Consider the following 21,019-nt stretch of genomic DNA (forward strand, 5'->3'; position numbering starts at 1 on the left):
GCGGCTAGCTTCGCTCCAGCATGCCGATCTCGCGCACCGCGACCGACAGCATCGACAGTCCCGCCGCGCCGGAGGCGCGCTGGTCCGCCAGCATGCGCGTAAAGCGTTCGAGCGCGCCATGGCGGCTGGCGCGCCAGGCGTCGATCATCGCTTCCGGCGAGGCCTGATCTCCCGCTTGAGACAGCACGCTGACCGTCAGCGCGCGCTTGAGCCGTCCCAGATCATCGAGCGTGGTAGTGCGTGCCAGCAAGTCCCAGTGGGTGTCCGATGGCAGCGCCAGCGCGCGGTCGCGCAGCCAGCTGAAGCTCAGGTGGCTGTCCAGCGCGAAGTAGACCCCGGCCACCAGCTCCAGGCTGCGCTCGCACGCCGCGGCCACTTCGGCGATGTCGAGCGCCGCGGCGGAGATCTCGCTGCCGGCCACGCGCGCGGCCAGCGTCTCGCCCACCCCCGCCTCGATCAGCGCACGCGTATGCTCGGTCAACGCCGTGGCATCGGCCTGCGGCAATAGTTGCGGCAAGCGGGGCGCCAGCCACTGTGCCGCCTGCGCAAAACGCGCCAGGTCTTCGGTGGCGCTGCTGCCGCTGCGCAGATAGCGGATGAACCACAGGCAAGCGCGCTCCAGCAGCAGCGCCACCGACCCGAACATGCGCGCCTGTTCGGCGTCGGCGACGCGATTGTCGAGCGCGTCGATCTCCTGCCACAGCGCGGTCAGGCCGAACACGTCGCGCGCGATCAGGCAGGCGCGCACGATATCGGCGGGTCGCGCATCGGTTTCTTCCATGATCCGGTGCACGAAGGTGGCGCCGATGCGGTTGACCAGCATATTGGTCAGGTGTGTGGACAGGATCTCGCGCCGCAACGGATGGCGCTGCATGGCGTCGCCGTAGCGCTGGCGCAGCGGCACCGGGAAGTAATCCGCGAGCAGGCCGGCAACCAGGACGTCTTCCGGCACGTCCGAGCCCAGCAGTTCGTCGTACAGCCACATCTTGCTGTAGGCGAGCAGCACGGCGCGCTCGGGCGAGGTCAGGCCTTCGCCGGCCAGCTTGCGCTCGGCAATGTCCTCGTCCGACGGCAGGAATTCGAGCGCGCGGTTCAGCCGCCCGGCGCGTTCCAGCCAGCGCACCAGGCGCGCCTCGCCGTCGAGCAGCGCGCCGCTGCTGCGGCCGGCGACCGATAGCGCCTGGGTCTGGTAGTAGTTGTCCTGCAGCACCAGCAGGCCGACTTCGTCGGTCATCTCGGCCAGCAGCTTGTTGCGCTGCTTTTCGGTCATCTCGCCGTCGGCGACCACCAGTCCCAGCAGGATCTTGATGTTGACCTCGTGGTCGGAGCAGTCGACGCCGGCAGAGTTGTCGATGGCATCGGTATTGATGCGGCCGCCCTTGCGCGCGAACTCGATGCGGCCCAGTTGCGTAAAGCCGAGGTTGCCGCCTTCGCCGACCACCTTGCAGCGCAGTTCGCTGCCATTGACGCGCACCGAATCGTTGGTGCGATCGCCCGCCTGCAGGTGCGTCTCCTGGCTCGACTTGACGTAGGTGCCGATGCCGCCGTTGTAGAGCAGGTCCACCGGCGCCATCAGGATGGCGTGGATCAGTTCGGCTGGCGACAGCGCGCTCGCGGTGATGCCGAGCACCGCCTGCACCTGCGGCGACAGCGGGATGGTCTTGGCCGTGCGCGGATAGATGCCGCCGCCCGCGGAAATCAGCGTGGCGTCGTAGTCGGCCCAGCTCGAGCGCGGCAGCCCGAACAGCCGCGCGCGTTCCTGCAGGCTGCGCGCCGGGTCCGGATCGGGGTCGAGGAAGACGTGGCGGTGGTCGAACGCGGCCACCAGGCGGATATGCGGCGACAGCAGCATGCCGTTGCCGAACACGTCGCCCGACATGTCGCCGATGCCGGCGACGGTGAATTCCGTGGACTGGATGTCGACGCCCATCTCGCGGAAATGCCGCTTGACCGATTCCCAGGCGCCGCGAGCGGTGATCCCCATCTTCTTGTGGTCATAGCCGACCGAGCCGCCGGAGGCGAAGGCATCGCCCAGCCAGAACCCGTACTCGCCCGAGATCGCATTGGCGAAGTCCGAGAACGTGGCCGTGCCCTTGTCCGCGGCCACCACCAGGTAGGGGTCGTTGTCGTCGTGGCGCACCACGTCGGGTGGCGGCACCAGCTCGCCGCCGACGAGGTTGTCGGTCAGGTCCAGCAGGCCGCGCAGGAAGGTCTGGTAGCAGGCGATGCCTTCGCGCAGGAAGGCGTCGCGGTCGGTGGGCGGCGGCGGGCGCTTGACCACGAAGCCGCCCTTGGAGCCGACCGGCACGATCACCGTGTTCTTGACCATCTGCGCCTTCATCAGGCCCAGCACTTCGGTGCGGAAGTCCTCGCGCCGGTCCGACCAGCGCAGGCCGCCGCGGGCCACGCGCCCGCCGCGCAGGTGCACCCCCTCCACTCGCGGCGAGTAGACCCAGATCTCGAACATCGGGCGCGGCTCCGGCAAGCCTGGCACCAGCGCGGGATTGAACTTGAACGACAGGTAGGGGCGCGGCTGGCCGTCCTCGCCACGGTGGAAATAGTTGGTGCGCACGGTGGCGTTGATCACGCCGAGGAAGAGCCGCAGGATACGGTCTTCATCGAGGTTGGGTACCTTGTCCAGCGCCGTGCCGATATCGGCCAGCAGCTTGTCGCAGCGCGCCTGGCGCGCGGTGTCGGCGGCGACCTGGCTGAAGGTGTCGAAGCGCGCCACGAACAGCGCCACCAGCATTGCGGCAATGGCGGCGTTGCCGGTCAGCGCGCGTTCGATATAGGCATCGCTGAAGGTGGAGCCCACCTGCCGCAGGTAGCGCGCGTAGGCGCGCAGGATGGTGACGTCGCGCGCGGCGAGTTCGGCGCGCAGCACCAGGCGGTTGAGGTCGTCGTTCTCGATCTCGCCGTGCCATGCGCGCGCAAAGGCATCCTCGAACAGCGCCTTGACGCGCGCGATGTCGAACTCCGCGGCGCTGCTGCCATCGGCGATTTCGAGCCCGAAGTCGTGCACCCATAGCGGCGCGCCGCTGTCGGGCTCGATCAGGTAAGGGCGCTCTTCATCGACGCGCACGCCCAGGTGCTCCAGCATCGGCAGGCTCAGCGACAGCGCGATCGGTTCGCCGGCGCGGTACACCTTGAAACGGAACGCACCCGGCGCGGCCTCGATCGGGCGGTACAGGTTCATCGCCATGCCGTTGCCGCGCACCGCGTGCTCCATCAGCTCGATATCGCGCACCGCGGTGCGCGCCGGATAGTCTTCGCGATAGCCGGCGGGAAACGAGCCGCCATAGCGCTGCAGCAGCCTGTTGCCTTGCTCTTCGCCATGGCTTTCGTGCAGCGCTTCGGCGAGGTCGTCCTGCCAGCGGCGGCTGGCATGCACGATGCGCGCTTCCAGCTCCTGTGTGTCGACCTTGGGCATGGTGCCGGGCTCGCCGCGCACGGTCAGCTGGATGCGCGCCAGCGGCGATTCCGACAGCAGCGGCGTGAACTCGCAGCTGGTGCCGTGGAAGGCCGCGGTCAGCAGCTTCTGGATTTTCTGGCGCAGGTCGGTGTTGTACTTGTCGCGCGGCACGAACACCAGGCACGAGACAAAGCGATCGAAGCGGTCGCGCCGCACGAACAGCCGCGTGCGCTGGTGTTCCTGCAGCCGCAGGATGCCGGTGGTGATGTCGAACAACTCGTCCTCGGTCGCCTGGAACAGTTCGTCGCGCGGATATTGCTCCAGGATCGTGACCAGCGACTTGTACAGGTGGCCCTTGGCGAGGAAGCCGGCGCGTGCCAGGATGTTGGCGCACTTGCGCCGCACCAGCGGGATGTCGGCGATCGGCGCCATGTAGGCGGTCGAGGTGTAGAGGCCGACGAAGCGCCGCTCGCCGAACAGCTGTCCGTTTTCGTCGAGCAGCTTGACGCCGACGTAGTCGAGATAGCCGGGCCGGTGCACGGTGGCGCGCGAATTGGCCTTGGTCAGGAAGATCGGCGAGCTGCCTTCGATGATCGCGGTGGCCGCCGCGGGCAGCGGGGTCAGGTCTTCGGCATCGGGTTCGCGCAGGCTTTCGCGCAGGATGCCGGCGCCCGAGCCCGCCACGCCGCGCAGGAAGTAGCGTCCGTCGCGCGCCACCAGCTGGTAGTCCCGCTGTCCCAGGAACGAGAAATGGTCGTCCATCATCCATTCCAGGAAGGCGCGCGCCTCAACGCTCTCCGCTGAAGCCGCGTCCGGTGCCTGCGCCATCACGCCGATGGTGGCGCGCGTGATGTCGCACATCTTCGGCCAGTCTTCCACCGCGGCGCGCACGTCGACCAGCACTTGCGAGATGCCGTTGCGCAAGGCGTCGAGGCGCGATGCCTCGCCGGTGCGGTCGATCTCGAAATGGATGAAGGACTCCAGGCGCGAATTGTCGCCACCCTCGCCGGCCCCGGCAGGGGCGATCCGCTCGATGCCGGTGCCGCCGCGCCAGACCCGGAACACCGGATGGATGGCCGAATGCAGCGCCAGGCCCTGGCGGTTGATCTCCATGGTCACGGAGTCGACCAGGAACGGCATGTCGTCGTTGACGATCTCGACCACGGTGTGGTCGGAGTGCCAGCCGTGCTCTTCCAGGTTGGGGTTGTAGACGCGGATGCGGGCGCTGCCGGGGGTGAACTTCTGCGCCGTCTGCCAGTGCGCCATCACGGCGCCGTACAGGTCGGCCACTTCGCGCCGCAACAGGTCTTCGGCATCGGCCTGGTCGTAGTAATGCAGCAGGAAGGGCTCGACCACGCTGAACATCGCCGCCGGCAGCCGCCCGCGCGCGAAGTTGGCCAGTTGGTCCAGCAGGTGCGCGACCTTGTCTTCGTTCTCCTGCGGCATGTTCCCCTCCTCGCGGTGTCGATGGGCCGCCGGGGCATGTGCCGGGGCATGCTCATACTTTAGGAAAAATCCGAGTACCCGGCGCAACAAAGTGGCGGGTACTGGCGATGGCGAGGGAGGGGCACGGACGGGTCCCGGCGGCGAGCCGCGGGACCCGGGCAGCGCTCAGAAGCGCGTGGCGAGGCTGGGGCAGGAAGACGGACGGTGCGCGACCGGCGGCAGGCCCGGGCAGGGCAGCGGCTGGCTATGCTGGCTGTGCCGTTCCTGCCGGGGGGCCTCGGAGGCGGCCCTGACCTGGCGTGAAGTGTGGCCGTCCAGCGTGGATTTCATCCGGTCCAGCAGGCTGCCCAGCGCGGCACGCTCCTGCGAATTAAAGGCCGCGACCGAGACGCTGTGCAGCGCGCTCAGCGCCTGCGCGGTACGTTGCACCCGCGCCGTGGCGCCTTCGGCGATGCGGGGTGCCACCGTCGCTGTGTATTCGATCCAGCCGTCGCGGCGCAGTTCGTCGAGCATGGTCTCCGATTGTGCGGCTTCGAGCGGCATCGGACCGGTCAGCGGCAAGCCGCGCTTGAAGGCACCCTGGCGGATGGCCCGCAGCAGCAGCCACTGGGAATAGCTAAGGCCCGAGGCGCGCAGGGTCTGGTCCAACGCACCTTGCCAGGCGGTGACTGCGTCAATCAGGGCAAGGACAACCGGCTCGCTGGGTTCGAGGGGTCTTGGCTGCATGAATGGCGTCTCCTGTTGTGTTTTGCCGCCACCGCAATGCACAGGCACCCGCAGGGGTGCAAGGGGCCGGAGCATGGCCGGCCCGGGCGGCACGGCCGCCGCAGCCTCTGGGGCGGGCTGGGTCGACCGAACGGCGAGACTAACAGAAACTTTTGCCGGATTTGTGACAACTGCGGGAATGTCCTGAGCCGGTACCGCGCACTAGTGCCGACTGCTGCGCGTCATTTGCAGGATTATGAAAAAAGCGACTTGAATGAATGACTTTAAATCATCGCTGGAATAGGCGGGGCTGGCTACACTGCCTGCCGGAGACCCCGCAACCAGCCGCCAGGCCAGCACGGGGCAAACGGCGCAGGCACGGGCCGGCCGTCAGAACGGAGATCAAGGATGTACAAGGAACGCATTCGCCTGGCCAGGCTGCATGACAAGGTGGTCTCGGCCGACGAAGCCGCCGCGCTGATCCGCGACGGCATGACGGTAGGCATGAGCGGATTCACGCGCGCGGGCGACTGCAAGGAAGTGCCGTTCGCGCTCGCCCGTCGCGCCGCCACCGAGCCGCTGCGCATCACGCTGATGACCGGCGCCTCGCTCGGCAACGACATCGACCGGGTGCTGGCGGAGGCCGACGTGATCGCGCGCCGCCTGCCGTTCCAGTCCGATCCCACGCTGCGCCGCAAGATCAATGCGGGCGAAGTCATGTTCATCGACCAGCATCTGTCCGAGACCGTCGAGCAGCTGCGCTCGGGCCAGATTGCGCCGGTGGACGTCGCGGTGGTGGAAGCGGTGGCAATCACCGAGCAGGGCGGCATCATCCCCAGCACCTCGGTGGGCAACTCGGCCAGTTTCGCCATGCTGGCGCGCAAGGTGATCGTCGAGATCAACCTGAACATGCCGCTGGAGCTGGAAGGACTGCACGACATCTATTTCCCGGTGCAGCGTCCGTACCGCCAGCCGATCCCGCTGATCGCGCCCGCGCAGCGCATCGGCCTGCCGTATATCCCGATCGATCCCGAGAAGATCGCGGCCATTGTCATCACCGCCAAGGACGACAGCCCGTCCAACGCGCTGCCGCCGGATGCCGGCACCAGCCAGATCGCCGGTCATCTCAATGAATTCCTGCTGCGCGAAGTGCGCGCCGGGCGGCTGTCGCCGTCGCTGCAGCCGCTGCAGGCCGGCATCGGCACCATTGCCAACGCGGTGCTGCACGGGATGGTCGAGTCGCCGTTTCGCGAGCTGCAGATGTATTCCGAAGTGCTGCAGGACAGCACCATCGAGCTGCTGGATGCGGGGCGCCTGGCCTTTGCCTCGGCCTCGTCGGTGACGCTGACGCGCGCGGTGTACCAGCGCTTCCTGTCGAACCTGGACCGTTACCGCTCGCGCCTGCTGCTGCGGCCGCAGGAAATCAGCAACCATCCGGAGATCCTGCGCCGGCTGGGGCTGATCACCATCAACACGGCGCTCGAGTGCGATATCTACGGCAACGTCAACTCGACCCATGTGGGCGGCACGCACATGATGAACGGCATCGGCGGCTCGGGTGACTTTGCCCGCAATGCGCACCTGTCGGTGTTCGTGACCAAGTCGGTGGCCAAGGGTGGCGATATCTCCAGCATCGTGCCGATGGTGGCGCACGTCGACCATACCGAGCACGATGTCGACATCATCGTCACCGAGCACGGCCTGGCCGATCTGCGCGGCCTGGCGCCGCGCGAACGCGCCCGCACCGTCATCGCCAACTGCGCCGATCCGCAATACCGCGACCTGCTGGGCGATTACTTCCGCCGTGCCTGCGCCCATGGCGGCCAGACCCCGCACCTGGTGGAAGAGGCGCTGTCCTGGCATGCCGCGTTCCGCGACCGCGGCACCATGCAGCCGGTGCGGCCGGCACCGGCGCTGGCCGCCTGAGCCCGGGCCACCCCTGAAACAAAACAGCCCGCACGTGCGGGCTGTTTGTCTGCCTGGACGAAGGCGGGTTACTGCGCCTTGGTGCCCTGGCTGGCGGGCGCCTTGGCGCCGTCGGTGTAGGGATCGGTCTTGCCCGCCTTGGCGCCGTCGGTGTACGGGTCGTACTTGCCGGCCTTGGCGCCATCGGTGTTCGGATCGAACTTCTTGCCGGAGCTGTTCAGCTCCGACTTGGTCGATTGTTTGGCGCCGTCGGTGTACGGGTCGAACTTGCCGGACTTGGCCGCACTCTGGTTCGGCCCGGCCTTCTTGGTGTGGCTGCCGCTGTAGAGATCGCCGCCTTCGGTGTAGTTTTTCTGCGCATACGCCTGGGTCGCGCCGAGCGCGGCCAGGGCTGCAACGATCAGGGTCTTCTTCAGCATCTTGCTATCCTCGCGAATGACGGTCGCGCAGCGCCTGCGCGAAACCGGTTTTGGGGCCGGACGTTGGCCGGTCGAATGCCGGCGCGGTGTTGCGGAGCACCCGGTAAATGTACCGAGTCGGCGCGTGTCCGCAAAGTGAAAGTTTCTTCTACACGTATTGAACGTTACCGGCGGAGCTGGCGTGCTGTGCGGGATCAAATGCGGCGGAAATAGGAAGACTCTGAGTAGTGCGCGGCGCCTTTTCGGGCGCCGTCCATAAAAAAACCGGCTGCCGCGGCAGCCGGTTTTCACGGTCCGGAGGCGGCTGATGCCGCCAGGCCGGCTTATTCCAGCGTGATGTTCTGGTCGCGCGCGATCTTTTTGCGCAGGTCCAGTTCGCGCTTGATCTGGGCGGCGTACTGCGCCGGGGTGTTGCCATCGGTGTAGGCCCCGCTGTCAGCCAGGCGGCGCTTGACGTTGGGGTCTTGCAGCGCCTTGACCGCCGCGTCATGCACGCGCGTGATGATCGCCGCCGGCGTGCCGGCCGGGGCCACCAGGCCGTACCAGGCCATGTTGTTCATGTCCTTCATGCCGGCTTCGGCAAACGTCGGCACGTCGGGCAGGCCCTCGACGCGCTTGGGCGCTGCCACCGCCAGCGCGCGCAGCTTGCCGGCCTGGATATGCGGCATCGACGACGGCAGGTTGTCGAATTGCGCGTTGACCTGGCCCGCCAGCGTGTCGTTCAGCGCCGGGCCCGATCCGCGGTACGGGATGTGGACCATGTCGGTCTGGGTGATGTCCTTGAACAGTTCCCCGTCCAGGTGCGAGATGCTGCCCTTGCCGGCCGAGGCATAGCTGTATTTGCCCGGGTTGGCCTTCAGCATCGCCACGAATTCCTTCAGGGTCTTGGCCGGGACCTTCGGATTCACCGTCAGCACGTTGGGCACGTTGACCAGGTTGGTGATCGGCGCGAAGTCCTTGAGCGGATCGTACGGGTTCTTCGGGTTGGTGGCCGGGTTGGTCGCCATGGTGCTGACCGTGGCGATGCCCAGCGTGTAGCCGTCCGGCGCGGACTTGGCGAGCGCGTCGGCACCGATGGCGCCGCCGCCGCCGCCGCGGTTCTCCACCACCACCGGCTGGCCCAGTTCACGGCCCAGGCCGTCGGACACCGCGCGCGCCACGATATCGGTGGTGCCGCCGGCCGCGAACGGCACGATCAGGCGGATCGGCTTGGCAGGGTAGGACTGGGCGTGCGCCAGGCCGGCGTGGGCCAGGCCGAGGGCCGCGATGCATGCGGCTGCGCCGGCGTTAAGGACTGCTTTCAAGGAGGGCCTCCATTCTTCTTTCACTGATTCGCCAGCCGGGCTGCAGGCGTGTCCGCGGATCGGCTACGGATCCGGCGTCCGCGCGGTCAGGTTTTTCCGGGCTGGCATGACCGGGCCGTGCCGGGATGCGGTACGGCCGGCGCCTTTGCGATAGTTCCGCGATACGGAACTATGTTCCACAATGGCGCCGGAGCGATTCAACCGGGAAAGCGCCTGCAGGGGAATTGGTGAGAACCCGCGTATCAAGAATCGGGCCGTGTTGCCGATCGCGCGCGTGGCCGGGATGGAGAGGCAAGCGTTAAGGCAGCGCCAAAGCAAAAAGCCGGAAGCAAGGCTTCCGGCTTTTCTGAATTCGCTGGTGGGGCGTGAGTGACTCGAACACTCGACCTACGGATTAAGAGTCCGCTGCTCTACCAACTGAGCTAACGCCCCAACGAAGAAAAAGATTGTAGCAAGGTATCGGATGCGGCGCAATAGCCTTTGCGGCATTTTTTGCGAAGCCTGACCGCTACAATGCCAGGCCGCCATCATGCGCCTCCGCGCCGGCATCGCATCCACCTGTTTGCCAGATCCATGCACGCCAGAGTCCTACGCTATCTCGACGAGGTCGTTCGCCGCGGTTCCATCCGCAAGGCGGCCGAGCACCTGCATGTGGCGCCGACCGCGGTCAACCGGCAGATCCTGGATCTGGAGGCCGAACTGGGCGCGCCGTTGTTCGAGCGCATCAACAAGCGCCTGCGGCTGACGCCGCTGGGCGAGATGGTGCTGGCCCATGTCCGCCAGACGCTGCGCGAGCACGACGCGCTGCGCGAGCGCATCGAGGACTTCAAGGGCGCGCGCCGGGGCGAGGTCACGCTGGCGGTGACGGCAGGCCTGGCGGGCTCGCTGATGCCGTCGCTGGTGCATGACTTCCGCCAGCGCTATCCGGGCATCGTGGTGCGCGTCAATGACCTGCCGGTGGCTGATATCGTGGCGGCGGTGGAGCAGGGCGATGCCGACCTGGGCCTGGGCTATGACCTGCCGGAACTGCCGGCCTTTCGTGCGCTGGCCAGCAGCGACTGGCAGATCGGTGCGGTGGTGCCGCCCGGCCATGCGCTGGCGGCGCGGCCATCGGTGCTGCTAAGCGAATGTGTCGGCTATCCGCTGATCCTGCCGGCGCCGTCGTTGTCGATCCGCGCCATCCTCGATGCGGCCTTTGCGCGCAATGCGATCGAGGTGTCGCCGGTGGCGGAGTCGACCTCGACCGTGCTGATCCGCCAGCTGGTGCTGCTGGGGACCGGCATTGCCCTGCTGAACCCGCTCGACGTGATGGAGGAGCGTGCGCGCCAGGCGCTGGTGTACGTGCCCTTGCGCGACCGCCACCTGCAGGGCCAGACGCTGACACTGGTGGCGCGCGCCGGCGGCCCACTCAACGCCGCGGCGGCGCTGATGGCCGAGCGCATCGGCGACGCGCTGGCGACGCTGTTCGCGCAGGCCCGCTGAGCCGGGCTTCTGGCAGATGTCCACTTTTTGTGGACAGGCTGCTCGGAATTCTGTGCTTGGGAAGAGGCAACGCGCCGCCGTAGACTGGCGGCGATCGTATCTGCCCTCAATCCCATCCGCTCACAGAAGGAATTCCGCCATGACCCTGATCGCCCTCAATGCCGACGTCCTGGTGACCATGGACGCCCAGCGCCGCGAGATCCGCGACGGTGCGCTGGTCGCCGAAGGCCCCACGGTGCAATGGGTCGGCCCCACCGCGGAGCTGCCGCCGCAATACCGGCGCATGGTGGACGACGGCAGCGCGCAGGTACTGGATATGCGCGGCCGCGTGGTCACGCCCGGGCTGGTCAACACGCACCACCACATGTACCAGAGCCTGACGCGCGCGGTGCCGGCGGCGCAGGATGCCGAGCTGTTCTCGTGGCTGACCAACCTGTACATGCTGTGGTCGCACCTGACGCCGGAAATGATCGCGGTGTCGACCAAGACCGCGATGGCCGAGCTGATGCTGTCGGGCTGCACCACCACCAGCGACCACCTCTACCTGTTTCCCAATGGCTCGCGCCTGGACGACTCGATCGCCGCGGCGCAGGAGATGGGCATGCGCTTCCATGCCGCGCGCGGCTCGATGAGCGTGGGCCGCAGCAAGGGCGGCCTGCCGCCGGACGTGGTGGTGGAAGAGGAGGCCGCCATCCTGCGCGACAGCCAGCGGCTGGTGGAGCAGTACCACGACAGCGCGCGCCACGCGATGCTGCGCGTGGTGCTGGCACCGTGCTCGCCGTTCTCGGTGTCGCGCGACCTGATGCGCGAATCGGCGGTGATGGCGCGCCACTACGGCGTGTCGCTGCATACGCACCTGGCCGAGAACGACAACGACATTGCCTATTCGCGCGAGAAATTCGGCCTGACGCCGGCGCAGTATGCCGAGGACCTGGGCTGGGTCGGCCACGATGTCTGGCACGCGCACTGCGTCAAGCTGGACGACGAGGGCATCGCGCTGTTCGCCCGCACCGGCACTGGGGTGGCGCATTGCCCGTGCTCGAACATGCGGCTGGCATCGGGCATTGCGCCGGTGCGTGCCATGCGCGATGCGGGCGTGCCGGTGGGGCTGGGCGTGGACGGCAGCGCGTCGAACGACGGCGCGCATATGCTTGGCGAGGCGCGCCAGGCGATGCTGCTGCAGCGGGTCGGCTACGGTCCGGCCGCGATGAGCGCGCGCGAGGCACTGGAAATCGCCACGCTGGGTGGCGCGCGCGTGCTCAACCGCGACGATATCGGCGCGCTGGCGCCGGGCATGTCGGCGGACTTCGTCGCCTTCGACCTGGCGTCGGTCGGGTTTGCCGGCGCCGGCCATGACCCGGTGGCGGCGCTGGTGTTCTGCACGCCGGCCAATGTCGCGGCCAGCGTGATCAATGGCAGGGAAGTAGTGCGCGACGGCGAGCTGCTGACGGCCGACCTGCCCGCGGTGCTGCTGCGCCATCGCGCGCTGGCGCGCACGCTGTTCGAGCGGGCCAGCGTTGGCGCGTGACACAGTGCCGTTGCGGCGGGGGCAGTGGCCTCTGCCGCAACGGATCGGTGCGGTCCGGGCCGCCCAGGGCAAAAGGCCGTTGCCAAAAGCAAAAGGCCGGAAGCATTGCTGCTTCCGGCCTTTTTTGTATTCGCTGGTGGGGCGTGAGTGACTCGAACACTCGACCTACGGATTAAGAGTCCGCTGCTCTACCAACTGAGCTAACGCCCCAACGAAGAACGAGATTCTAGCATGATTTCCGGCGCTGTCAATTGCCTGACGCAATTGCCATGGCAAGCTACGCGCACGAGCCCTGCGTGCGAAGGGGGTGTGCGACGGAACCGAACGGCGGTCGCGGTGGTCTTCCGAATGAACCCTATCGCATAGGGTTCTACCCATACGATTTTGCCGGAGCCATGTTAGGATGTTTCTCCACTTGCATATGGAGGGCTGCACCGATGGATATCAAATTCCAAGAGCAAGAGCGCTACGACATCAATAACGAAGGCTTGTTGTTCCAGGCACTTGTCAATGGCGAGAAGGTGACTTGCGTGGTGACACGCGAAGCACTGTGGGAAGGTTTCAGCGCCGACCAGGTGCTGTCACTTGAAGAAGCATTCCGCGCCGGCCGCGAAACCATCGAACGCGCCGCCGTGGTGCTGATCGAGCAGGGCGCGCCGCAGCCTATCGTCGTCAAGCGCGCCCACGTGGCGCCGATCTGATGCAGATGGATGCCCCGGCCCGCCCCAGGCAAGCCGCGGGCGCCCATCTGGCATCAGGGTTCAGAGCATAGGCCGTCCGGCCTTGCTTGCCAGCCGGCACCGACGGCGCAGGCAATCCCCAGTTTCTTCCGTTTTTTCCGCCGTGACCGTGGCGAAGCGCGCCTGTGCGGGCGCTGCGCTCATGGCTGCGCGGACGCGGCCGTCGCTGCCGTGGCGCCAGGCCGCGACGCGCATTCCTCGAAGATGCGCACGGTGCAGCGGGCGCAGACTTCCGGCGACAGTTGTCCGATGATGGTGTGCAGCGCCTGCCGCTTGGTCGGGAACACATGGTCGGCGCCGAGCTTGACGGTAAAGCCGGTCTGCGCCCAGGTCTGCAGCACCTGCGTGCGCGGCCGGTGGAAGTACAGGTCGCCGCCGAGCGCGCGGCGCTCGCTCAGCTCGTATTCCCACATTTCCGCCCCGGCGAGGTCGATGAAATTCATGCTCTTGGTCATCGCCAGCAGGTGGGTCTGGCCGGGATTGACGGTGCGCAGCCAGTGCAGGCGGTCGGTCACGTATTGCACCGCGCCGAAGTAGATCGCACCCTCCATGCGCAGCAGCTTGAGCTGCGGACATTCCGGCTGCGGACGGCGCAGCTCGTCCAGCGGCGTGAAGCGCCGGCCGGGATCGTCGGCATCCGGCACCAGGCTGCGCACCGCGGGCCGCGAGGTGCGGTACAGGTAAGCCACCAGCGACAGCACGGTGCCGAGCAGCACCGCCATTTCCAGCCGGATCACCAGCGTGGCGGCAAAGGTGCCGATGGCGATCGCGAATTCGGTGCGGCTTAGCGTGAAGATGCGGCGCAGCCGCGCGATGTCGAGCAGGCCCCACGCCACCAGCAGCAGCATCGCCGCGATCGCCGCCATCGGGATCTGCGCCAGCAGCGGCGCGCTGACCGCGACCAGCGCCACCAGCCACAGCGCCGAGAACACGCTCGCCAGCGGCGTGCGCGCGCCGGCCTCGAAGTTGGGCACCGAGCGGTTGAGCGAGCCGCACGAGATATAGCCGGAGAAGAAGCCGCCCGCGATATTCGACAGGCCCTGGCCGATGAACTCGCGGTTGGCATCGACATGCTGGCCCGAGCGCAACGCCACCGCCTTGGCGATCGAGATCGACTGGCCCAGCGCGACGATGGTCAGCGCCGCGGCGATGCCCAGCAGGTCGGGCAGCTTGCGCCAGTCGACGTCCGGCACCTGGAAGTGCGGCAGCGCCGACGGAATCGGCCCCACGACGTTGACGTGGTGGCCGCCAGACTGGTTCAGCCACAGCGCCACGCCATAGCCGGCCAGCAGGCCCAGCAGCATGAACGGCAGGCGCCGCCACAGCCGCTTGCACAGCAGCGTCACCGCCAGCGTGACCGCGCCGACCATGGCCGCGTCCCAGTTGATGGCGTCGGCATGCTCGAACAGATGGCGCAGCACGCCGAAGGCGCTGGTGCCGGTCGGCACCGACAGGCCGAACAGGTCCTTCAGCGCGTACAGGCCGATCAGCGTCGCCGCGCCGCAAGTAAAGCCGAGCAGCACCGACGGCGAAATAAAGTTGGCCAGCGAGCCCAGCCGCAGCGTGCCCACCGCGAGTTGCATCACGCCGACCACGATGGTCACCGCCAGCGCCAGGCCGATATAGGCCGGGCTGCCCGCGAACGCGAGCGGGCTCAGCATCGCGAACAGTGCCAGCGAGTTGGCGTTGGTCGGTCCTGACATGACGTGCCAGCTCGAACCGAACAGAGCCGCCACGATGCACGGCACCACCGCGCTGTAGATGCCGTACTGCGGCGGCAGGCCGGCGAGCGTGGCGAACGCCACCCCCTGCGGCAACACCAGCACGGCGCCGAGCAGTCCCGCCACCAGGTCGGCGCGCAGCGTGGTCGGGTCGACGCGCTGGCTCCAGGGGAACAGGCGTGGCAGCAGGGATGCGGTGGTGGGCGCGGGCATCGGCGGAAAACGGCGCTGGCTAGCGGGCTTCGCCACCGCGTTCGGAGGGCGGCAAGGCGGCTGGGGCTGGCGCAGTGGATTGAGGTGTGGCCTGCTGCGGGCCCAGGCTCGCCAGCATGGCGTCGAGCGCGCGATAGACCTCGGCCAGGCGCTCGGCCCCCAGCTGCTGCGCGAGCTGCTGGTAGCGGGCGTCGATCAGTGGTTCCATCTGCGCGATGACGTCGCGCGCGGCATTGGTCAGGTTGACCAGCTGGCGGCGCTGGTCGGTGGCCGAGCGCGTGCGTGCCACCAGCCCGGCGTCTTCCATGCCCGCCAGCATGCGCGTCAGGCTGGGGCTCAGGATCAGGCATGCCTCGGCGAGCTGGTTGGGCTCCATCGCCCCGCGCTCGTTGAGCGTGCGCAGCACGCGCCATTGCTGCTCGGTCACGCCGAACTGCCGCAGGATCGGCCGGAAGCCGGCCAGCAACGCTTCGCGCGCTTGCAGCAGCAGGTGGGGGAGATTGCGATGGCGAAACATGGCCTGGCTGGGAGGGCTCATGCCCGCAGTGTAGCGGGCACGGCCGGGCGCGGCGAGCGGGGCTTGCCCGGGCTTGCCTGAATCGGCGCCATGCCCCAGCGCGGCCGGCAGGCGCGCACGCCGCGCAGGGTCAGCCGCAATGCAGCGTCGCCACCACCGGGGTGTGGTCGGATGGCTGCTCCCAGGTGCGCGGCACACGGTCGATCACGCACGCGCTGCACTGCTCGGTCAGCGCCGGCGACAGCAGGATATGGTCGATGCGCAGGCCGGCATTGCGCCGGAACGCCAGCATGCGGTAGTCCCACCACGAGAATGCCTTCTCCGGTTGCTCGAACTTGCGGAACGCATCGGCCAGGCCAAGTTCGAGCAGCGCGGCAAAGGCGGCACGCTCGGGCGGCGAGACCAGGTTCTGGCCTTCCCACTTGGCCGGATCGTGCACGTCGCGGTCTTCCGGCGCGATATTGAAGTCGCCCAGCAGCGCCAGCCGCGGGTGGCGCGTCATTTCCTCGCGCAGCCACGCGGTCATCGCTTCGAGCCATTGCAGCTTGTAGGCGAACTTGTCCGAGTCGGGCGCCTGCCCGTTGGGGAAATAGGCGCAGACCAGGCGCAGGTCGCCATACGTCGCGGCGATCACGCGCTGCTGCGCGTCCTCGAAACCGGGGATGTTGCGCACCACGTCGACGGGGCCGGGCATGCTCGCGTCGCGCGCCAGGATGGCGACGCCGTTGTACGTTTTCTGGCCGGTGTAGACGCTGTGGAAGCCGGCATTTTCCAGTTCGGCCAGCGGGTACTTGTCGTCGGGCAGCTTCAGTTCCTGCAGGCACAGCGCGTCGATCGGCGCGCCGGCCTGGTCCTGCTCGGCCAGCCACTGCAGCACCTGCGGCAGGCGCACCTTCAGCGAATTGACGTTCCAGCTGGCAATGCGCAGCGGGCCCTGGCCCGGCAGTCCCAGCGCGCTCATGCGGCCATCCCGCCGTGGCGCAGCAGCGCGTCGATCTGCGGCGCGCGGCCGCGGAACGCCACGAACGAGGCCATCGCCGGCCGGCTGCCGCCCACCGACAGGATCTCGCGCTGGTAGCGCGCGCCGGTTTCGCTGTCGAGGACCGTGCCCGACAGCTGCGCGGCCTCTTCGAACGCCGCGTAGACATCGGCCGACAGCACCTCGGCCCACTTGTAGCTGTAATAGCCCGCCGCATAGCCGCCGGCGAAGATATGGCTGAAGGTGTTAGGCCAGCGCGACAGCGGATGCTGCGGCACCACGTGCACGCGGTCATTGATCTGGCGCGACAGCTCCAGCACCGAGGTGGCACCGGCCGGATCGAAATCGGTATGCAGGTGCATGTCGAACGACGAGAACACGATCTGGCGCAGCGTCATCATGCCGTTCTGGAAGTTCTTGGCCGCCAGCATGCGGTCGAACAGCGCACGCGGCAGCGGCTCGCCGGTGTCGACATGCTGCGTCATGCCGGTCAGCACTTCGTACTCCCAGCAGAAGTTCTCCATGAACTGCGACGGCAGTTCCACCGCGTCCCACTCCACGCCGTTGATGCCCGACACGCCGAGTTCGCCCACCTGCGTCAGCATGTGGTGCAGGCCGTGGCCGAACTCGTGGAACAGGGTGATGACCTCATCGTGTGTGAACAGCGCGGGCTTGTCGCCGACCGGAGCCGAGAAGTTGCAGGTCAGGTAGGCCACCGGGGTCTGCACGCCGCCATGCTCGAGCACCTTGCGCCCGCGGGCGTCGTCCATCCACGCGCCGCCGCGCTTGCCTTCGCGCGCGTACAGGTCGATGTAGAACTGGGCCAGCAGCGTGCCATCGGGGGTGCTGACGCGGAAGAAGCGCGCGTCGGGGTGCCAGGTCTGCGCCTGCTCGGGCTGGATGCTCACCGAGAACAGCTTCTGCACCACGCCGAACAGGCCCTCCAGCACCTTGGCTTCCGGGAAATACTGCTTGACCTCGTGTTCGGAGAACGCATAGCGCTGCTGGCGCAGCTTCTCCGAGGCATAGGCCACGTCCCATGGCGCCAGTTCCGGCAGGCCCAGCTCGGCCGCGGCGAAGGCCTTCAGCTCGGCCCAGTCCTGTTCGGCATAGGGGCGCGCCTTGACCGCCAGCTCGTCGAGGAACTTGAGCACCTCGGCCGGAGATTCGGCCATCTTCGGCACCAGCGAGACTTCGCCATAGCACTGGTAGCCCAGCATCTGCGCCTCTTCGCGGCGCAGGGCCAGCTGCTCGCGCATATTGGCGGTGTTGTCCCAGTCGGCCTGGCCCTGCCCGTGCTGCGGCCCGAGCTCGGACGCGCGCGTGACGTTGGCCTCGTACAGGGTCTGGCGCAGCGCGCGGTCGTCCGCGTACTGCAGCACGGGGAAGTAGGAGGGGAAGTGCAGCGTGAACTTCCAGCCGGCCTTGCCATCCTTTTCCGCGGCATGGCGGGCGGCTTCACGGGCATCGTCGGGCAGGCCGGACAGGCGCGCCTCGTCGTCGATGATCAGCGCGTAGGCGTTGGTGGCATCGAGCACGTGGTCGGAGAAGGCCTTGGACAGCTGGGCCTGCTGCTCCTGGATCTCGGCAAAGCGGGGCTTCCTGTCTTCGGGCAGTTCGGCGCCGCCCAGGCGGAAGCCGCGCAGCTCGTTCTCGATCAGCTGGTGGCGCGCCGCGCTCATGCCGGCGAACTCGGGGCTGGCCGCCAGTGCCTTGTATTTGTCGTACAGCGCCAGGCTCTGGCCGAGCGACGACCAGAACTCGGTCATGCGCGGCAGGTTCTCGGCATGCGCCTGGCGCAGCTCGGGCGTATCGGCGACGGCGCTGAGGTGGCTGACCACGCCCCAGGCGCGGCCCAGCGGCTCGGTGGCGGCTTCCAGCGCCTGCACGGCGTTGGCCCAGTCGGCGGGCGTGGCGGGATCCTGGGCGCGGGCGACGGCCTGTTGCGCGCGTTCCAGCAGCACGTCGAGGGCGGGGCTGATGTGCTCCGGCCGGATCTCGGCAAAGCGGGGCAGGTCGGAAAAGTCCAGCAGCGGATTGGTAGCGTTGGCGGCGTGGTCCATGGCGTGGTCTCGGTTGGCTGCTCGGTTGGCTGGTCTTGGTCAGGCGATATTCCCGCAGATGGGGCCGGGGCGGTGGATTTTCCAGTGCCCCGGGTGGCGCATCGGGCGCCGGCGGCAAGCGCGGGAGGTCAGCCCGCGGCGCGCTCGGCGGCTTCCAGCGTGTTGATCAGCAGCATGGTGATGGTCATGGGCCCGACCCCGCCCGGTACCGGCGTGATGTAGCCGGCGACTTCGCGCACGCCGGCGAAGTCGACATCGCCGCACAGCTTGCCGTGGTCATCGCGGTTCATGCCGACATCGATCACCACCGCGCCGGGCTTGACCATGTCGGCCGTGATCAGGTTGCGCTTGCCGACCGCGGCCACCACCACGTCGGCGTCACGGGTGTGGGCGCCGATATCGCGGGTCTTGCTGTTGCAGATGGTGACGGTGGCGCCGGCCTGCAGCAGCAGCATCGCCATCGGCTTGCCGACGATATTGGAGGCGCCCACCACCACGGCGCGTGCGCCGCGCAGCGGGTACTGGATCGATTCCAGCATCTTCATGCAGCCGTAGGGCGTGCACGGGCGGAACAGCGGGGCGCCGGTCATCAGCGCGCCAGCGTTGGCCACGTGGAAGCCGTCGACGTCCTTTTCCGGGGCGATCGCTTCGAGCACCTTGTGGCTGTCAATGTGCTTCGGCAGCGGCAGCTGCACCAGGATGCCGTGGATGCGGGGATCGCGGTTGAGGGCGTCGATGCGGGCCAGCAGGTCGGCCTCGGACAGGTCGGCCGGATAGCGGTCCAGCGACGAATGGAAGCCGTTGTCCTCGCAGGCCTTGACCTTGTTGCGCACATAGACCTGGCTGGCCGGGTCTTCGCCCACCAGCACCACGGCCAGGCCGGGCTGGTGGCCGCGTTCGGTCAGGCGGGCGGCGCGCTGGGCGGCTTCGGAGCGGATTTGCTTGGCAAGGGCGTTGCCGTCGATCAGTTGGGCAGGCATGGGAGGCAGGACGGGGTGATGGCGAGAAGGTGACGGCGCCGGCCAGCGCAGGCGCGCGGCAGGGCCAAAGGCGGAATTATAAGGGTTGCGCGGGCCCTGTCGCACGGAGCTTGACCGCCGGCAGCCATCGCGCTGGCCAGGTACTGGTAGCATCGGCCGCATGCCTACCGCGCTTGCCTCGACGCTATCCGATCCGCTGCTGGTGCTGCTGTCCGTGTGCGGGCTGCTGTGGGCGCTGACGCGCCGGCCCTGGCGGCTGCTGCGCCGCGATGCGCTGCAGAATGCCTGGCTGGGCGCGATGCTGCTGGTCGCGCTGCTGTGGACGGTGCGCGCGACGCTGGCAGGCGGCATGGTGATCCAGCTGCTCGGCGCCACGCTGATGGTGACGCTGTTCGGGCTGCCGCTGGCGCTGCTGTCGCTGTTCGCCGCGGACGTGGTCTCGCTGCTGGGGCTGGAGTACCTGGCCGGGCACGGCTGGAGCCAGTTCGACTGGGCCGCGCTATGGGTGCGCTACGTGTGGCTGGCGCTGCTGCCGGCGCTGCTCTCGGCGGGCCTGCAGGCGGCGATGCGGCGCCTGCTGCCGCGCCATCCGTTCGTATTCATCCTGGGGCACGGGTATTTCACCGCCGGCCTGGCCGCGCTTGGGGCCGGGACGGCGCAGGCGGCCTGGCGCTACCTGGCCATGCCGGGACAGCCACTGAGCCTTGCCGACACCTTGCTCGGGGCCGTGATCCTCGCCTTCGGCGAGGCCTTCCTCACCGGCATGCTGGTCGCAGTGCTTGTGGTCTATCGGCCACAGTGGGTGGTGACCTTCCGCGACGAGGATTACCTCGGGCGCTGAGCGGTGGGCGGCAGGGCGTGGGGAAGTGGCGTGGGGAAGTGGCGCAGCGGGGCGCAGGTGCGGCCCACGGCCGCACCGTGCAAGGGGGCGGGCGCCAGCCGCTCAGCTGTTGCGCGACAGCGCCAGGCGCAGCAGGTCGGCGACGGTGTTGACGTTGAGCTTTTCCATAATGTTGGCGCGGTGCGCCTCCACGGTCTTGATGGAAATGCCCAGGTCGTCGGCGATCTGCTTGTTCAGGCGGCCGGCCACGATGCGCTCCAGCACCTGCTGCTCGCGCGTGGTCAGCTTGCCCAGCAGATCCTTGGCGGCGCGCTGCTCACGCGCGGTCGAGTGGTCGGTGCGGGCCTTCTGCAGCATGCGCTCGACCAGCGCGCGCAGCTCGGACTCGTCGAAGGGCTTTTCGATAAAGTCGATGGCGCCGCGCTTCATCGTCGATACCGCCATCGGCACGTCGCCGTGGCCGGTGATGAAGACGATCGGAATGTCGATCTGCTCGGCCAGCATGCGCTCCTGCAGCTCGGGCCCGCTCATGCCGGGCATGCGCACGTCCAGGATCAGGCAGGACACCTGGCTGGCGTCGTAGGCGGCGAGGAACTGCTCGGCGCTGGTAAAGCTGCGCACCTGATAGCCATTGCCCTCCAGCAGCCAGGTCAGCGAGTCGCGCATGGCTTCATCGTCGTCGACGATGAACACGGTCTCGCCGCGGTGGGGCGTGGGGTTTGGCGTTGCGGTCATGTAGTCTC

Annotated in this window: 15 protein-coding genes and 2 tRNA genes; 5 read left to right on the top strand and 12 right to left on the bottom strand. The window is 68.0% G+C overall.

Annotated features, from left to right (window positions below; genetic code table 11):
• Positions 1–4 precede the first annotated feature (4 nt).
• Together U9J39_RS07500 and U9J39_RS07505 are read right to left on the bottom strand one after the other, a co-directional pair.
• Positions 5–4,858, bottom strand: a complete 4,854-nt coding sequence (locus tag U9J39_RS07500; RefSeq protein WP_326346842.1) for an NAD-glutamate dehydrogenase — start codon at positions 4,856–4,858, stop codon at positions 5–7.
• Between the two features lie 165 nt (positions 4,859–5,023).
• Positions 5,024–5,584, bottom strand: coding sequence for a MarR family transcriptional regulator (locus tag U9J39_RS07505; protein WP_326346843.1), 561 nt, complete (start codon positions 5,582–5,584; stop codon positions 5,024–5,026).
• Between the two features lie 387 nt (positions 5,585–5,971).
• Here U9J39_RS07505 and U9J39_RS07510 point away from each other — a divergent pair, with 387 nt between their 5' ends.
• Positions 5,972–7,489, top strand: a complete 1,518-nt coding sequence (locus U9J39_RS07510) for an acetyl-CoA hydrolase/transferase family protein (protein WP_115709061.1) — start codon at positions 5,972–5,974, stop codon at positions 7,487–7,489.
• A gap of 68 nt (positions 7,490–7,557) precedes the next feature.
• Here the strand turns inward: U9J39_RS07510 and U9J39_RS07515 are convergent, their stop codons facing one another.
• The 3 genes from U9J39_RS07515 to U9J39_RS07525 form a co-directional block, all read right to left on the bottom strand.
• Complete coding sequence (locus U9J39_RS07515; RefSeq protein WP_115709063.1) at positions 7,558–7,908, bottom strand: hypothetical protein; 351 nt, start codon at positions 7,906–7,908, stop codon at positions 7,558–7,560.
• 323 nt (positions 7,909–8,231) lie between these two features.
• Complete coding sequence (locus tag U9J39_RS07520; RefSeq protein ID WP_012352566.1) at positions 8,232–9,212, bottom strand: tripartite tricarboxylate transporter substrate binding protein BugE; 981 nt, start codon at positions 9,210–9,212, stop codon at positions 8,232–8,234.
• Between the two features lie 356 nt (positions 9,213–9,568).
• Positions 9,569–9,644: transfer RNA gene (locus U9J39_RS07525), tRNA-Lys, on the bottom strand.
• Between the two features lie 141 nt (positions 9,645–9,785).
• Here U9J39_RS07525 and U9J39_RS07530 point away from each other — a divergent pair.
• On the top strand, positions 9,786–10,694 hold the full coding sequence (locus tag U9J39_RS07530) for a LysR substrate-binding domain-containing protein (RefSeq protein ID WP_116312412.1): 909 nt from the start codon (positions 9,786–9,788) through the stop codon (positions 10,692–10,694).
• A gap of 139 nt (positions 10,695–10,833) precedes the next feature.
• The gene (locus U9J39_RS07535) at positions 10,834–12,222 is read left to right on the top strand and encodes an 8-oxoguanine deaminase (RefSeq protein ID WP_326346844.1); all 1,389 of its coding nucleotides are present in this window, start codon (positions 10,834–10,836) and stop codon (positions 12,220–12,222) included.
• Between the two features lie 134 nt (positions 12,223–12,356).
• Here the strand turns inward: U9J39_RS07535 and U9J39_RS07540 are convergent.
• Positions 12,357–12,432: transfer RNA gene (locus tag U9J39_RS07540), tRNA-Lys, on the bottom strand.
• A 227-nt stretch (positions 12,433–12,659) separates the two neighbouring features.
• Between U9J39_RS07540 and U9J39_RS07545 the strand changes: the two genes are divergently transcribed.
• Positions 12,660–12,923: a DUF1488 domain-containing protein gene (locus U9J39_RS07545; protein ID WP_018006788.1), complete on the top strand. Its 264-nt coding sequence runs from the start codon at positions 12,660–12,662 to the stop codon at positions 12,921–12,923.
• A gap of 179 nt (positions 12,924–13,102) precedes the next feature.
• Here U9J39_RS07545 and U9J39_RS07550 read toward each other — a convergent pair whose 3' ends face one another.
• The 5 genes from U9J39_RS07550 to folD all read right to left on the bottom strand — a co-directional run bounded on the left by U9J39_RS07550 (position 13,103) and on the right by folD (position 19,435).
• Complete coding sequence (locus tag U9J39_RS07550) at positions 13,103–14,896, bottom strand: SulP family inorganic anion transporter (RefSeq protein WP_326346845.1); 1,794 nt, start codon at positions 14,894–14,896, stop codon at positions 13,103–13,105.
• 19 nt (positions 14,897–14,915) lie between these two features.
• Positions 14,916–15,434, bottom strand: a complete 519-nt coding sequence (hpaR, locus tag U9J39_RS07555) for a homoprotocatechuate degradation operon regulator HpaR (RefSeq protein WP_326346846.1) — start codon at positions 15,432–15,434, stop codon at positions 14,916–14,918.
• Between the two features lie 109 nt (positions 15,435–15,543).
• A complete protein-coding gene (xth, locus tag U9J39_RS07560; protein ID WP_172581734.1) occupies positions 15,544–16,374 on the bottom strand; it encodes an exodeoxyribonuclease III in 831 nt (276 codons plus the stop codon).
• Complete coding sequence (locus U9J39_RS07565) at positions 16,371–18,455, bottom strand: M3 family metallopeptidase (protein WP_116312416.1); 2,085 nt, start codon at positions 18,453–18,455, stop codon at positions 16,371–16,373. Before U9J39_RS07565 ends, xth begins: the two co-directional genes overlap by 4 nt.
• 128 nt (positions 18,456–18,583) lie before the next feature.
• A complete protein-coding gene (gene folD, locus U9J39_RS07570; RefSeq protein ID WP_115680008.1) occupies positions 18,584–19,435 on the bottom strand; it encodes a bifunctional methylenetetrahydrofolate dehydrogenase/methenyltetrahydrofolate cyclohydrolase FolD in 852 nt (283 codons plus the stop codon).
• A 160-nt stretch (positions 19,436–19,595) separates the two neighbouring features.
• Between folD and U9J39_RS07575 the strand changes: the two genes are divergently transcribed.
• On the top strand, positions 19,596–20,276 hold the full coding sequence (locus U9J39_RS07575) for a hypothetical protein (RefSeq protein WP_115680009.1): 681 nt from the start codon (positions 19,596–19,598) through the stop codon (positions 20,274–20,276).
• 102 nt (positions 20,277–20,378) lie between these two features.
• Here the strand turns inward: U9J39_RS07575 and U9J39_RS07580 are convergent, their stop codons facing one another.
• Complete coding sequence (locus U9J39_RS07580; RefSeq protein WP_012352577.1) at positions 20,379–21,011, bottom strand: response regulator transcription factor; 633 nt, start codon at positions 21,009–21,011, stop codon at positions 20,379–20,381.
• Positions 21,012–21,019: the final 8 nt, after the last annotated feature.

This window comes from Cupriavidus sp. SS-3 (assembly GCF_035818815.1).
Taxonomy (GTDB): Bacteria; Pseudomonadota; Gammaproteobacteria; order Burkholderiales; family Burkholderiaceae; genus Cupriavidus; species Cupriavidus taiwanensis_C.

Coding starts and splice junctions, on each gene's coding strand:
- U9J39_RS07500 (WP_326346842.1), bottom strand. CDS start 4,858: ATGCCGCAGGAGAACGAAGACAAGGTCGCGCACCTGCTGGACCAACTG.
- U9J39_RS07515 (WP_115709063.1), bottom strand. CDS start 7,908: ATGCTGAAGAAGACCCTGATCGTTGCAGCCCTGGCCGCGCTCGGCGCG.
- U9J39_RS07565 (WP_116312416.1), bottom strand. CDS start 18,455: ATGGACCACGCCGCCAACGCTACCAATCCGCTGCTGGACTTTTCCGAC.
- hpaR (WP_326346846.1), bottom strand. CDS start 15,434: ATGAGCCCTCCCAGCCAGGCCATGTTTCGCCATCGCAATCTCCCCCAC.
- U9J39_RS07545 (WP_018006788.1), top strand. CDS start 12,660: ATGGATATCAAATTCCAAGAGCAAGAGCGCTACGACATCAATAACGAA.
- U9J39_RS07550 (WP_326346845.1), bottom strand. CDS start 14,896: ATGCCCGCGCCCACCACCGCATCCCTGCTGCCACGCCTGTTCCCCTGG.
- U9J39_RS07505 (WP_326346843.1), bottom strand. CDS start 5,584: ATGCAGCCAAGACCCCTCGAACCCAGCGAGCCGGTTGTCCTTGCCCTG.
- U9J39_RS07510 (WP_115709061.1), top strand. CDS start 5,972: ATGTACAAGGAACGCATTCGCCTGGCCAGGCTGCATGACAAGGTGGTC.
- folD (WP_115680008.1), bottom strand. CDS start 19,435: ATGCCTGCCCAACTGATCGACGGCAACGCCCTTGCCAAGCAAATCCGC.
- U9J39_RS07530 (WP_116312412.1), top strand. CDS start 9,786: ATGCACGCCAGAGTCCTACGCTATCTCGACGAGGTCGTTCGCCGCGGT.
- U9J39_RS07575 (WP_115680009.1), top strand. CDS start 19,596: ATGCCTACCGCGCTTGCCTCGACGCTATCCGATCCGCTGCTGGTGCTG.
- xth (WP_172581734.1), bottom strand. CDS start 16,374: ATGAGCGCGCTGGGACTGCCGGGCCAGGGCCCGCTGCGCATTGCCAGC.
- U9J39_RS07535 (WP_326346844.1), top strand. CDS start 10,834: ATGACCCTGATCGCCCTCAATGCCGACGTCCTGGTGACCATGGACGCC.
- U9J39_RS07580 (WP_012352577.1), bottom strand. CDS start 21,011: ATGACCGCAACGCCAAACCCCACGCCCCACCGCGGCGAGACCGTGTTC.